The sequence below is a fragment of the Streptomyces sp. NBC_00663 genome, assembly GCF_036226885.1.
Taxonomy (GTDB): Bacteria; Actinomycetota; Actinomycetes; order Streptomycetales; family Streptomycetaceae; genus Streptomyces.
In genome coordinates, this window is record NZ_CP109027.1 from 5,321,231 (window position 1) to 5,334,516 (window position 13,286).

General features: G+C 70.0%; 12 protein-coding genes and 1 riboswitch. Of the genes, 8 read left to right on the plus strand and 4 right to left on the minus strand.

The features are described 5' to 3' along the window. Window positions 1-81: 81 nt before the first annotated feature. Both nagA and OG866_RS24250 read right to left on the minus strand, forming a co-directional pair. Window positions 82-1,293, minus strand: a complete 1,212-nt coding sequence (nagA, locus tag OG866_RS24245; protein WP_329337742.1) for an N-acetylglucosamine-6-phosphate deacetylase — start codon at window positions 1,291-1,293, stop codon at window positions 82-84. Beyond that, window positions 1,293-2,234 carry an ROK family protein gene (locus tag OG866_RS24250; RefSeq protein WP_329337744.1) on the minus strand — a complete coding sequence of 314 codons (942 nt, stop codon included), beginning with the start codon at window positions 2,232-2,234 and terminating at the stop codon, window positions 1,293-1,295. The genes nagA and OG866_RS24250 overlap by 1 nt, the downstream gene beginning before the upstream one ends. Window positions 2,235-2,342: 108 nt before the next feature. On the opposite strand from OG866_RS24250, the gene OG866_RS24255 reads away from it, so the two are divergent. The 3 genes from OG866_RS24255 to otsB all read left to right on the plus strand — a co-directional run bounded on the left by OG866_RS24255 (window position 2,343) and on the right by otsB (window position 4,958). Beyond that, entirely contained in the window at window positions 2,343-3,623 is a 1,281-nt protein-coding gene (locus OG866_RS24255) for an extracellular solute-binding protein (protein ID WP_443063657.1), read from the plus strand. 33 nt (window positions 3,624-3,656) lie between these two features. Then, window positions 3,657-3,884 (plus strand): DUF3263 domain-containing protein, encoded by a 228-nt coding sequence (locus OG866_RS24260; RefSeq protein WP_329337745.1) that lies wholly within the window; start codon window positions 3,657-3,659, stop codon window positions 3,882-3,884. Window positions 3,885-4,058: 174 nt separating this feature from the next. Continuing rightward, a complete protein-coding gene (gene otsB, locus OG866_RS24265; protein WP_329337746.1) occupies window positions 4,059-4,958 on the plus strand; it encodes a trehalose-phosphatase in 900 nt (299 codons plus the stop codon). On the opposite strand, the gene OG866_RS24270 is transcribed toward otsB, so the two are convergent. Together OG866_RS24270 and OG866_RS24275 are read right to left on the minus strand one after the other, a co-directional pair. After that, complete coding sequence (locus tag OG866_RS24270) at window positions 4,934-6,322, minus strand: alpha,alpha-trehalose-phosphate synthase (UDP-forming) (protein ID WP_329337748.1); 1,389 nt, start codon at window positions 6,320-6,322, stop codon at window positions 4,934-4,936. The genes otsB and OG866_RS24270 overlap by 25 nt on opposite strands. Before the next feature lie 74 nt (window positions 6,323-6,396). Beyond that, on the minus strand, window positions 6,397-7,341 hold the full coding sequence (locus OG866_RS24275; protein WP_329337750.1) for a glucosyl-3-phosphoglycerate synthase: 945 nt from the start codon (window positions 7,339-7,341) through the stop codon (window positions 6,397-6,399). A gap of 150 nt (window positions 7,342-7,491) precedes the next feature. Further along, window positions 7,492-7,647, plus strand: a riboswitch (SAM riboswitch). Between the two features lie 18 nt (window positions 7,648-7,665). Here OG866_RS24275 and thrC point away from each other — a divergent pair. From thrC to OG866_RS24300, 5 genes are all read left to right on the plus strand, one after another. Beyond that, entirely contained in the window at window positions 7,666-8,952 is a 1,287-nt protein-coding gene (thrC, locus tag OG866_RS24280; RefSeq protein ID WP_329337751.1) for a threonine synthase, read from the plus strand. Between the two features lie 111 nt (window positions 8,953-9,063). Then, complete coding sequence (locus tag OG866_RS24285) at window positions 9,064-9,339, plus strand: MoaD/ThiS family protein (RefSeq protein WP_329337752.1); 276 nt, start codon at window positions 9,064-9,066, stop codon at window positions 9,337-9,339. Between the two features lie 451 nt (window positions 9,340-9,790). Then, complete coding sequence (locus OG866_RS24290; RefSeq protein WP_007493268.1) at window positions 9,791-9,997, plus strand: cold-shock protein; 207 nt, start codon at window positions 9,791-9,793, stop codon at window positions 9,995-9,997. 337 nt (window positions 9,998-10,334) lie between these two features. Beyond that, entirely contained in the window at window positions 10,335-11,957 is a 1,623-nt protein-coding gene (gene groL / locus OG866_RS24295; RefSeq protein WP_329337754.1) for a chaperonin GroEL, read from the plus strand. A 208-nt stretch (window positions 11,958-12,165) separates the two neighbouring features. Further along, complete coding sequence (locus OG866_RS24300) at window positions 12,166-13,284, plus strand: NADH:flavin oxidoreductase (RefSeq protein ID WP_329337756.1); 1,119 nt, start codon at window positions 12,166-12,168, stop codon at window positions 13,282-13,284. Window positions 13,285-13,286: the final 2 nt, after the last annotated feature.

Here is a 13,286-nt window from a genome sequence, read left to right on the forward strand (position 1 = left end):
GTTTGGTGGGGTGATCATGCCAAACGGACGGCGGTCGGCCCAGTCTCCCAGGCCAACCGCCGCCCTCAACAGATGGACAGATCAGCCCAGTTGGGGATCGACCACCCATTCACCCCGGCGCATCACGCCCTTGAGCTCGAAGTCGGCGTCGAGCAGGACGAGGTCGGCGTACCGGCCGGGTTCGAGGGAGCCGACGCGGTCGGCCATGCCCAGCAGCCGGGCCGGGTTGGCCGACAGCGCCGCGACGGCGTCCTCCACCGGCAGCCTGTCGATGGTCACCGCGCGCTTGAAGGCCCGGTCCAGGGTCAGCGTCGACCCCGCGATCGAACCGCCCTCCACCAGCCGGGCCACGCCCTCGCTGACCTCGACCTCCAGCGGGCCCAGCATGTAGCGGCCGTCGCCGAAGCCGGCCGCGTCCATCGCGTCCGTGATGAACGCGACCCGGTCCGCGCCCTTGTGATGGAACGCCAGCTGGAGGGCGGCCGGGTGCAGATGCGTGCCGTCGTTGATGAGCTCGACCGTGATCCGCTCGTCCTCCAGGAGGGCGGCGATCGGGCCCGGGGCGCGGTGGCCGAGGGCGGGCATCGCGTTGAAGAGGTGGGTGGCGACGGTGGCGCCCGCGTCGATGGCCTCCACCGTCTGCTCGTACGTCGCGTCGGTGTGGCCGATCGCCGCGATGACGCCGTGCTCGGCGAGGAGCCGTACGGAGTCGATGCCGCCGGGGAGCTCGGTGGCGAGCGTGACCATCCTGGCCTGGCCGCGCGCCGCGTCGATCAGCTTGCGGACCTCGGCGGGGTCCGGGTCGCGCAGCAGCTCCTCGGAGTGCGCGCCCTTGCGGCACGGGGAGATGAACGGGCCCTCGAAGTGGATGCCGGCGATGTCGCCCTGCTCGGCGAGCTCGCTCAGCAGGCCGGCGCGCTGGGCGAGGAAGTCCATGTCGCCGGTGACGGTGGAGGCGACGAGGGTGGTGGTGCCGTGCACGCGGTGCGTGTGGATGCCGTGGAGTACGTCTTCTGTGGTGCCGGAGGTGAAGCTGGCTCCGCCGCCGCCGTGGTTGTGGATGTCCACGAACCCCGGGATGAGCCAGTGGCCGGATACGTCGGTGACCTGGGCGTTCTCTGGTGCGCTTCCGGCGATGTGGGTGCCGTTGATGATCACTCGGCCGCTTTGGACGGTTCCTGTGGGGAGGACGACCGTTGCGCCGGAGAGGATGAGGGGGGCGCTGTTCGATGCGGGGTGCGGGTGCGTTGTGGCTGGTCGCGCAGTTCCCCGCGCCCCTTGCGGCGTTGCCATCAGGGGGTTTCCTCCTTGAGGTCGGTTGTGTCGAGGAGGTCCCAGGCCAGCAGGCCCGCGCCCAGGCAACCCGCCGTGTCGCCGAGGGCCGCCGGGACGATCGTCGGCAGCTTCTGGAAGGTGATCCGCTGTTGGACGGCATCCCTCAGTGGTGTGAACAAGGTTTCCCCCGCCTCCGCCAGGCCGCCACCGATGATCAGGGTGCTGGGGTCCAGGAGGGTGAGGGCGGTGACCAGGCCGTCGGCGAGGGCGTCGATGGCGTGCTGCCAGACGGCCTGAGCCCGGGGGTCGCCGGACTCGACGGCTTTCGCGCAGTCGGCCGCGTCGGCCGAGGGGTCCCCGCAAGCGGCGGCCCATGCCTGGCTGACCGCCGCCGCGGAGGCGTACCGCTCCAGGCAGCCGGCCTGACCGCACGGACAGGCGGCCCCGCCCGGGCGTACGACGATGTGGCCGATCTCGCCCGCGAAGCCGTGGGCGCCCGCCTCCACCCGGCCGCCGATGCCGATGGCGCCCGCGATGCCGGTGCCGAGGGGGACGAAGAAGAAGCGGTCCGCGCCCTGGCCGGCGCCGAGCCGGCCCTCGGCGAGGCCGCCGGTGCGGACGTCGTGGCCGAGGGCGACGGGGACTGCGAGTCGCTCGGTGAGCAGCGCGCGCAGCGGGACGTCGCGCCAGCCGAGGTTGGCGGCGTAGCGGGCGACGCCCTGGTCGGCGTCGACGATGCCGGGGACGGCGACGCCGGCGGCGGACGCGGGCTCGCCGAGGTGCTCGGCGCCGTACGCGTGCAGCTCGGCGGCGAAGTCGAGGATGCCCTCGACGACCGCGTCGGGGCCGCGCTCCCGGCCGGTGGCGCGGCGGGCCTGGTGGAGCAGCTCGCCGGAGGCGCCGACGAGGGCGGCCTTCATTCCGGTGCCGCCCACATCGAGGGCGATGACATGTCTCACGGGGGTAGTGTGGCCCGCCGACCCGGGAGAGGTCTAGTCCACTCACGTGGTGTAGACCTTATGTCTGACCTTTCGAAAGTTTCGGAGGTTCCAGTGGCGATGACGACGATGTGGGGCTCGGCAGTGCGGCGGGGTAGGACAGGAACGATCGCGGTGGTGTCCGCGCTGGGCATGACGGCGGTTCTCGGCGGCTGCGGCCTCGGCGACGACTCGGGGGACGTGACCCTGCGACTGGTCGCCGCGGACTACGGGAACAGCAAGGCGAACAGCTCCCAGAAGTACTGGGACGCGCTGGTGGCGGACTACGAGGCCGATCACCCCGGCGTCGAGGTCGACGTCAGCGTCTACTCCTGGAACGACGTCGACCGCGAGGTCAAGGACATGGTCGCGGACGGGAACGCGCCCGACATGGCGCAGATCGGCGCGTACGCCGACTACGCGGCCGACGGCCTGCTCTACTCCGCCGGCGAACTGCTCTCCATCTCCACCGAGGCCGACTTCGTCTCGCGGCTCGCCTCGGCGGGGGAGGTCGACTCGACGCAGTACGGCATGCCGTTCGCGGCCTCCACCCGGCTGCTCTTCTACAACAAGACCCTCTTCGCCAAGGCCGGGCTGACCCCGCCGAAGACCTGGGCGGAGCTCGCCGCGGACGCCGCCGCGCTGAAGGCGGCGGGCGTGAAGTACCCGTACGCCCTGCCCCTCGGCTCCGAGGAGGCGCAGGCCGAGACCATGCAGTGGCTGCTCAGCGGCGGGGGCGGCTACACCGAGGACATCGGCACCTACGGCATCGACTCGGCGGCGAACGTCGACACCCTGACCTGGCTCAGGGACGACCTCGTCGGCAAGGGGCTGACCGGGCCGGTCGCGCCGGGGAAGCTGAACCGGGCCGACGCGTTCGCCGCGTTCGCGGACGGCGAGGTCGGGATGCTGAACGGGCATCCCACGCTGATGAAGACCGCCGCGGCCAAGGGCGTGAAGTTCGGCATGGTCCCGATGCCCGGCGTCGACGGTCCGACCAAGTACTCCATGGGCGTCGCCGACTGGATGACGGCGTTCAAGCAGAACGGGCACGCCGAGCAGATCGGGGACTTCCTCGACTTCGTCTACGACGAGAAGAACGTGCTCGCCTTCTCCCGTGAGTACGACCTGCTGCCGGTCACCCTGTCGGCCTCCGAGGTCATGAGCACGGCGAAGGAGGACAAGCATCTGGAGCCCTTCCTGGCGGAACTCCCCGGCTCCGAGCTCTACCCCGTCGGCAAGACGTCCTGGGCGGACGTCAGCGCGGCCGTCAAGCAGCGGATCGGCGAGGCGGTGACGGCCGGGGGCAGTCCGTCGGAGGTCCTGGCCGGCATCCAGTCGAAGGCGCAGATGGCGGAGAGCGCGGAGTAGGGCTTGTCAGTGGCGGGGGCTACGGTCGCTGACATGAACGACCTGGCCCCCCGAGAACAGGCCATCCTCGCCCTCGAACGCCGCGGCTTCACCGGCCCCGGCGCGAAGGAGCGTGCGATACGCGAGGAACTGGGCCTGGCCCCGGTCCGCTACTACCAGCTCCTCAACGCGCTGCTGGACGACCCACGCGCCCTGGCCCACGACCCGGTCACGGTGAACCGCCTGCGCAGGGTGCGCGACGCACGCAGGTCGGAGAGGTGACGGAGGGACTGACCGACACGGACGCTTCTTTCAGCCCGTCCGGCGTTTGAGGACGAGGCCCTTTCGGGGCCGAAGCGGGGGTCTGGGGGCGGCAGCCCCCAGGGATGGGAACGGGTAGGGGCGGCGGGGGCGAGAAAAAGGCGTGCGATCCGGCGCCGTGGATATGGTCCCTCTATGGGCAGCCACAAGGACTCCACGGACGACTTCCCGCGCACGCCGGTGACCCAGGCCGGACGCGAAGGGCTCGCGGCGATGCTCGCGCGGCCCGGCAGGACGGTCGTCGCGCTCGACTTCGACGGGACGCTCGCGCCGATCGTGGCCGACCCGGAACAGGCCCGGGCCCACCCCGACGCCGTGTCCGCGCTCGCCGCCCTCGCCCCGAAGCTCGCCTCCGTGGCCGTCGTCACCGGTCGCCCCGCCGGTGTCGCCGTCCGCCTCGGCGGTTTCGCGGGCGTCCCCGGCCTCGAACACCTCGTCGTCCTCGGCCACTACGGCGCCGAGCGCTGGGACGCCGTCAGCGGCGAGGTCACCGCCCCCGCCCCGCACCCCGGCGTCGCCGCCGTCCGCGCCGAACTCCCCGGCTTCCTCGACGGCATCGGCGCCTGGCACGGCACCTGGATCGAGGAGAAGGGGCGGGCCGTCGCCGTCCACACCCGCCGGGCCGAGGACCCGCAGGCCGCCTTCGACGCACTGCGCGGCCCTCTCACCGACCTCGCCACCCGCCACGGCCTGATCGTCGAACCCGGCCGGCTCGTCCTCGAACTCCGCCCGCCGGGCATGGACAAGGGCCGGGCCCTGACGGAGTACGTCCATGAGCTGGGCGCCGAGGCCGTGCTCTACGCCGGCGACGACCTCGGAGACCTCCCCGCCTTCGCCGCCGTGGACAAGCTCCGCTCCGACGGGATCCCCGGGCTGCTGGTGTGCAGCACCGGCAGCGAGGAGGTGGCCGAGCTGAAGGAACGGGCCGACCTGGTGGTGGACGGCCCGGCGGGGTTGGTACGACTGCTGCGGCGACTGGCGGAAGAGCTTCCCGGAACTTCCCCCGGTGATCAGGAGCGCAACGCCGCCAGCTGATCCAGGAACCACTGCGCGGGCGGCAACGCCGTGGCCGCGGCGGCGAGCCGCTTCGTGCGCTCCGCCCGCTCCCCGGGCCCCATCGTCAGCGCCTCGTGCAGGGCGTCGGCGGTGCCGATCACGTCGTACGGATTGACCACGATCGCGTCCTCGCCCAGCTCCTCGTACGCCCCCGCCTCCCGCGACAGCACCAGCGCGCACCCCTCGTCGGAGACGACCGGCACCTCCTTCGCGACCAGGTTCATGCCGTCGCGGATGGGGTTGACCAGGGCCACGTCGGCAAGCCGGTACGCGGCGAGGGAGCGGGCGAAGTCGTCCTTGACGTGCAGCACCACCGGGGCCCAACCAGGCGTTCCGTACGCCGAGTTGATCTCGTCCGCCAAGCGCTGCACCTCGGCCGTGTAGTCCCGGTAGACGGCGAGGTCCTGCCGGGAGGGGTAGGCGAACGCCACGTGCACGACCCGCTCCCGCCACTCGGGGCGGGTCGCCAGCAGATGCTCGTACGCGTGCAGACCGCGGACGATGTTCTTCGACAGCTCGGTGCGGTCGACCCGGACGATCGTGCGGCGGCCCGCGCCGATCTCCGTCCTCAGGGCCGCCATCCGCTCGGCCACGTCCGCCTCGTGCGACCGCTTGCGCAGGAAGTCCGCGTCCGCGCCGAGCCCGTGCACACCGACCCGGGTGTCCCCGAGCCCGCCGACGATCTCCGTCGCGCACGCCTCGAACGCGGATGCCCAGCGCCGGGTCAGGAACCCCAGCCGGTCCGCGCCGAGCATGCCCCGCAGCACCTGCTCGGCCACGTCGTCCGGCAGCATCCGGAAGTACTCCGGCGGGGCCCACGGGGTGTGCGAGAAGTGACCGATCCGCAGGTCGGGGCGGAGCTCCCGCAGCATCCCCGGCACCAGCGTGAGGTGGTAGTCCTGCACCACGACCGCCGCGCCCCGCGCGGCCTCCGCCGCCAGCGCCTCGGCGAAGGCGCGGTTGTAGGTCTCGTACGACGCCCACTGCCGCCGGAACTCCGCGTCGAAGACCGGTTCCAGCGGGGTCTGGTACAGCAGATGGTGGACGAACCACAGGACCGAGTTGGCGATGCCGTTGTACGCGTCCGCGTGCACGCCGGCGGGGATGTCGAGCATCCGTACGCCGGCCTCGCCCTCCCCGCGCCGTACCGCCTCGCGGTCGCCGTCGCTCAGCGCCGAGCAGACCCACAGGGCGTCCGCGTCGGAGCCGATCGCCGACAGCCCCGAGACCAGCCCACCCCCACCGCGCCGGGCGGACAGCGTGCCGTCCGCCCGGACCTCGTAGGAGACCGGGCCACGGTTGGAGGCCACCAGTACCTGAGCAGCACCGAACGTTGAAGCCATACGGATCAACCTAGCCCGGCCACGGAACACTCAAACGTGCGTCCGGTCCGATGCGGCCCGCCCGACCGCAAGGCTCAGGCCACCTTGCGGGTCGCGTACTCCGCGATCTCCGCCATCGGCGGGCGTTCCTCCGTGTCCACGGAGTAGGTGCGGGGCTCGAAGCCGGTCTCGCCGCGTTCGAACTGGGTGAGGGAGGGGCGGACGAGGTGGCCGCGGGCCAGCCGGAGCTGGGCGGTGCGGTAGATCGCGGCGGACATCCGGCCGAGGGCCTGCCCGTCCTGGTGACGGTGTTTGCGGACACCGACGTCGACCTGGGCGAGCGCGTCGAGGCCGACGAGGTGCAGGGCGTCGACGAGCATGCCGAGCTCGATGCCGTAGCCGACCGGGAACGGCAGCTGCTCCAGCAGAGAGCGGCGGGCCGCGTACTCACCGCCCAGCGGCTGGACGAAACCGGCCAGCTGCGGCCAGTGCATGTTCAGCAGCGGGCGGGCCATCAGCTCGGTCACCCGGCCGCCCTGGCCCGCGGCGCCGCCGAGCGGACGGTCGTACATGGCCTTGACCAGGTCGACCCCGGGTTCGGTGAGCAGCGGGCCGACGATCCCGGCGACGAAGTCGGAGGAGAACTCCTTCAGGTCGGCGTCGATGAAACAGACGATGTCGCCGCTGGTCACCAGCAGCGAGCGCCACAGCACCTCGCCCTTGCCGGGGACGGCGGGCAGGCGGGGCAGGATCGCGTCGCGGTGCACCACCGTGGCCCCGGCCGCGGCCGCCACTTCCGCCGTACGGTCGCTCGACCCCGAGTCGACGACGACTATCTCGTCGACCAGCGGGACCTGCTGCATGAGGTCGTGACGGATGATCGCGACGATGTCGCCGACCGTCTCCTCCTCGTTCAGCGCGGGCAGCACCACACTGACCGACTGGCCCGTGCGCTGCTTGGCGGCCAGTATCTGGTGGAGCGGCCGGTCGGTCACGGACCAGGAGCGGGTGGTCAGCCAGCGCTCGACTTCTTCCAGCACGTAGGCGACTCCTCTACTTGTGATCCACTACTTGTGATCCATCTCGCGGTTCGGACGTCTATCTCAACTGTCCACCTCGTCGGTTACAGTCTTGAACAACGCGGATGACCATCACATGTCCTGGATGGTCCGACGTTCACAACTTCATACCGCTCATCCAGAGGGGCAGAGGGATACGGCCCGATGAAGCCCCGGCAACCCTCCAGTCGGTACTCGTAGATCATTGTTGATCGCTCCGCGAGGCTCCCGACTCGGGAAGGTGCCAAATCCGTCTCACGGCGAGATGCGTCGTGAGGAAGATGAGGAGAAAGGGCCTCGCCTCTCATGGCTGCGCAGACTGTCGCAAACACCACCGGAACCACCGTCGACCTCGGCCCCGCCGCGGCGCTCAGCTGCCGCGAATGCGGTCACCGGGTGCCTCTCGGCCCGGTCTTCGCCTGCGAGGAGTGTTTCGGCCCGCTCGAGATCGCGTACGACTTCTCCGCCTACGACGCCGAGGAGCTCCGCAAGCGGATCGAGGCGGGACCCGCGAACATCTGGCGCTACGCGCCGCTGCTGCCCGTCCCCGCGGACGTGGCCGACAAGCCCAACATCAACCCCGGCTGGACCAAGCTCGTCCAGGCCGACAACCTGGCCCGTGAGCTGGGTGTCGAGGCCGGCAAGCTGTTCGTGAAGGACGACTCCGGCAACCCGACGCACTCCTTCAAGGACCGCGTCGTCGCCCAGGCCATCGAGGCCGCCCGGGTCTTCGGCTTCACCACCCTCTCCTGCTCCTCCACCGGCAACCTCGCGGGTGCCGTCGGCGCCGCCGCCGCCCGCGCCGGCTTCCGCTCCTGCGTGTTCATCCCGCACGACCTGGAGCAGGGCAAGGTCGTCATGGCCGCGGTCTACGGCGGTGAGCTCGTCGGCATCGAGGGCAACTACGACGACGTGAACCGCTTCTGCTCCGAGCTGATCGGCGATCCGGCCGGTGAGGGCTGGGGCTTCGTCAACGTCAACCTGCGGCCGTACTACGCCGAGGGCTCCAAGACCCTCGCGTACGAGATCTGCGAGCAGCTCGGCTGGCGGCTGCCGGACCAGCTGGTCGTGCCGATCGCCTCCGGCTCCCAGCTGACGAAGATCGACAAGGGGCTCCAGGAGCTGATCAAGCTCGGCCTCGTCGAGGACAAGCCGTACAAGATCTTCGGTGCGCAGGCGGAGGGGTGCTCGCCGGTGTCGGTCGCCTACAAGGCGGGCCACGACGTCGTTCGTCCCCAGAAGCCGAACACCATCGCCAAGTCCCTCGCCATCGGCAACCCGGCCGACGGCCCCTACGTCCTCGACATCGCGCGTCGCACCGGCGGTGCGGTGGAGGACGTGAACGACGAGCAGATCGTCGACGCGATCAAGCTGCTGGCCCGCACGGAGGGCATCTTCGCGGAGACGGCCGGTGGCGTGACGGTCGGCGTGACCCGCAAGCTGATCGAGAACGGGCTGCTGGATCCGACGTTGACGACGGTGGTGCTGAACACCGGCGATGGGCTCAAGACGCTGGATGCGGTGGCCGGGACGGGGCTGACCGCGACGATTCGCCCCAACCTTGATTCGTTCCGCGAGGCTGGTCTCGCTTAGTCGTTGTTCGTCTGCGGGCCGGTGGGGGCTGGTCGCGCCCAGGCGGCGGTAGCCGCAAGTCAATACAGCCCCGCGCCCCTGAGGGCGACTACCTGACCGGAGGTCTTGAAAATGAGCGTCACCGTCCGCATCCCCACCATCCTGCGCACCTACACCGGCGGGCAGGCCGAGGTCGCCGCCGAGGGCTCGACCCTCGCCGACGTCATCGCCGACCTGGAGAAGAACCACACGGGTATCGCCGCCCGCGTGCTCGACGACCAGGGCAAGCTGCGCCGGTTCGTCAACGTGTACGTCAACGACGACGACGTCCGCTTCGAGCAGGGCCTGGAGACCGCCACCCCGGACGGTGCCGGCGTCTCGATCATCCCGGCCGTCGCCGGCGGCTGAGTCAAGCTGACCGAATGACCGATCATTACCGTCGGTAAGGCCGATTACCGAGAGTTCAACGAATTGCCCCCTCCGTGAGAGAAACGGAGGGGGCAATTCTCTATGGTTGAGCGCGGTACAGTTGGGGAAGCTGCTGCGCCCCCATGCCACACGCATATGAGTTCCTGCTCCACTTGCGACGAGAAGCAGCCAAAGTGTGCGGTTCTTTTGCGCGTCTTGTGCCTTTTATGAGGCCCGACTTGCCCCGAATTCGGGCGAATTCTCACTACATTCCGGACCCCGCACGTCCAGAATTCTCGTCCGATTGACCTGTTGCAGACGGCAGTTGGACAGATACATTCAGCCGCGGTCGACGCGTTCCGGCGCACGCCCCCAATCCGTGGGGGGTGAGGTCTGACCCGGATCCGCGAAGTGTGGATCTGTGCAAGGGCCAGTAATAGGGGAGTTAGGCATGGCTCAGGGCACCGTCAAGTGGTTCAACGCGGAGAAGGGGTACGGCTTCATCGCGGTCGACGGTGGTGCGGATGTTTTCGTCCACTACAGCGCGATCCAGATGGACGGGTACCGCACCCTGGAAGAGGGCCAGCGGGTCGATTTCGAGATCTCGCAGGGCCAGAAGGGGCCGCAGGCGGACATGGTCCGGCTGGCGACCGGCTGAAGCACGCGCCGACTGATTAGCAGCGACGTTCTTCTTTGAAGGGCCCGCACCTCATGGGGAGTCATGGGTGCGGGCCCTTCGGCGTGCCCGGGACCCCCTGTGGCCTGCGCGGAGCCCTTGCGGCGCCTGGCCGGTCCCTGAGCGGCGCTTGCACTCGACCATGCCGAGTGCTAATTATTGGCGTTAGCACTCTGAAGGTGAGAGTGACAAAGAAGGACCGGGTCGGTGAGGCCCGCAGGCCAGGTGGGGCAAGGAACCACGAGGTGTGCGAGCCGTCCGTCGCGGGCGCGGGCGCGGTCCGAAGGAATCACCCCCAGTCCTGGAGGGACCACTTCACATGGCCAAGATCATCGCGTTCGACGAGGAGGCGCGGCGCGGCCTCGAGCGCGGCATGAACCAGCTCGCGGACGCCGTCAAGGTGACGCTCGGCCCCAAGGGTCGCAACGTCGTCCTCGAGAAGAAGTGGGGCGCCCCCACGATCACCAACGATGGTGTGTCCATCGCCAAGGAGATCGAGCTCGAGGACCCGTACGAGAAGATCGGCGCCGAGCTGGTCAAGGAAGTCGCGAAGAAGACCGACGACGTAGCCGGTGACGGCACGACGACCGCGACCGTCCTGGCCCAGGCCCTGGTGCGCGAGGGTCTGCGCAACGTGGCCGCCGGTGCCAACCCGATGGCCCTCAAGCGCGGTATCGAGAAGGCCGTCGAGGCCGTCTCCGGTGCTCTCCTTGAGCAGGCGAAGGATGTCGAGACCAAGGAGCAGATCGCTTCTACGGCCTCCATCTCCGCCGCCGACACCCAGATCGGCGAGCTCATCGCCGAGGCGATGGACAAGGTCGGCAAGGAAGGCGTCATCACCGTCGAGGAGTCCCAGACCTTCGGTCTGGAGCTGGAGCTGACGGAGGGTATGCGCTTCGACAAGGGCTACATCTCCGCCTACTTCGCCACCGACATGGAGCGTATGGAGGCGTCCCTGGACGACCCGTACATCCTGATCGCCAACTCCAAGATCGGCTCCGTCAAGGACCTGCTCCCGCTCCTGGAGAAGGTCATGCAGTCGGGCAAGCCGCTGCTGATCATCGCCGAGGACGTCGAGGGCGAGGCCCTGTCGACCCTGGTCGTCAACAAGATCCGCGGCACCTTCAAGTCCGTCGCCGTCAAGGCCCCGGGCTTCGGTGACCGCCGCAAGGCCATGCTCGGCGACATCGCCATCCTCACGGGCGGCGAGGTCATCTCCGAGGAGGTCGGCCTCAAGCTGGAGAACGCGACCCTGGACCTCCTGGGCCGCGCCCGCAAGGTCGTCATCACCAAGGACGAGACCACCATCGTCGACGGTGCCGGCTCCGCCGACCAGGTCGCCGGCCGGGTCAACCAGATCCGCGCCGAGATCGAGAACAGCGACTCGGACTACGACCGCGAGAAGCTCCAGGAGCGCCTGGCCAAGCTCGCCGGTGGCGTCGCCGTCATCAAGGCCGGTGCCGCGACCGAGGTCGAGCTCAAGGAGCGCAAGCACCGCATCGAGGACGCCGTGCGCAACGCCAAGGCGGCCGTCGAGGAGGGCATCGTCGCCGGTGGTGGCGTGGCCCTGCTCCAGGCTTCCGCGGTGTTCGAGAAGCTCGAGCTGACGGGTGACGAGGCGACCGGCGCCAACGCCGTGAAGCTCGCCCTGGAGGCTCCGCTCAAGCAGATCGCCGTCAACGGTGGTCTCGAGGGCGGCGTCGTGGTCGAGAAGGTCCGCAACCTGACCGTCGGTTGGGGTCTCAACGCGGCCACGGGCGACTACGTCGACATGATCGCCGAGGGCATCATCGACCCGGCGAAGGTCACGCGCTCCGCTCTTCAGAACGCCGCGTCCATCGCCGCGCTCTTCCTCACCACCGAGGCCGTCATCGCCGACAAGCCGGAGAAGGCCGCCGCGCCCGCCGGTGGCGGTATGCCGGGCGGTGACATGGACTTCTGATCCCTCGCGGATCGGTCCAGTCCTTGCCGAGGGCGGCACTCCCTGTTCCGACAGGGGGTGCCGCCCTCGGGCGTTCCCCGGAGGTGGGCGGGATCACAGGGGCAGTGGAAATGGAGGGATGTACTGAGCGGTTGCCTACTGCGTACTGTCCATGCGTATGCACATACCCGACGGTACCCACCGCTCGTACCACCGCTAGGAGCCCCGCGTGACCGCCTCCCCCTCCCGCGCCGCCGAGATCCTCTCCCGGCCGATCACGATCAACGGCCTGACCGTCCCGAACCGCATCGTGATGGCGCCGATGACCCGGATGTTCTCCCCGGGCGGCATCCCGGGCGCGGACGTGGCGTCGTACTACGCGCGGCGCGCGGCGGCCGGTGTGGGTCTGGTCGTCACCGAGGGGACGTTCGTCGGCCATGACTCGGCCGGGTACAGCGGCCGTGTCCCGCGCTTCCACGGCGAGGAGCAGCTCGCGGGCTGGAAGAAGGTCGCCGAGGACGTGCACGCGGCGGGCGGCACGATCGTCCCGCAGCTGTGGCACATCGGCATGGTCCGCAAGGAGGGGCAGAACCCCTTCCCCGAGGCCCCCGCGGTCGGTCCCTCCGGCATCCGCGTCGGCGCGACCGAGTCCACCGGTACGACGATGACCCAGCGCGACATCGACGATGTCATCGGCGCCTTCGCCGAGGCCGCGGCCGCCGCGGAGCGCATCGGCATGGACGGCGTGGAGATCCACGGCGCGCACGGTTACCTGGTCGACCAGTTCCTGTGGGCCGGCACGAACCGCCGTACGGACGGCTACGGCGGTGACGCGGTCGCCCGTACCAGGTTCGCCGCCGAGATCGTCGCCGCCGTCCGCGAGACCGTCTCCGCCGACTTCCCGGTCATCTTCCGCTACTCGCAGTGGAAGCAGGAGGCCTACGACGCCCGGCTCGCGGAGACCCCGGAGGAGCTGGAGGCCATCCTGAGCCCGCTCGCCGCCGCCGGTGTCGACGCCTTCCACGCCTCCACGCGCCGCTACTGGCTCCCCGAGTTCGACGGCGCCGACCTCAACCTGGCCGGCTGGACCAAGAAGCTCACCGGCAAGCCCGTCATCACCGTCGGCTCCGTCGGCCTCGACGGCGACTTCCTCAACGCCTTCGTGGGCGAGGGATCCCCGCTCAAGGGGCTCGACGATCTCCTCGACCGCCTGGAGCGCGACGAGTTCGACCTCGTGGCCGTCGGGCGCGCGCTGCTCCAGGACCCGGAGTGGGCGGCGAAGGTCCTCGCGGACCGCTTCGAGGAGCTCAAGCCGTACGACGCGGCGGCGCTTCAGTCGCTGAGCTGAGC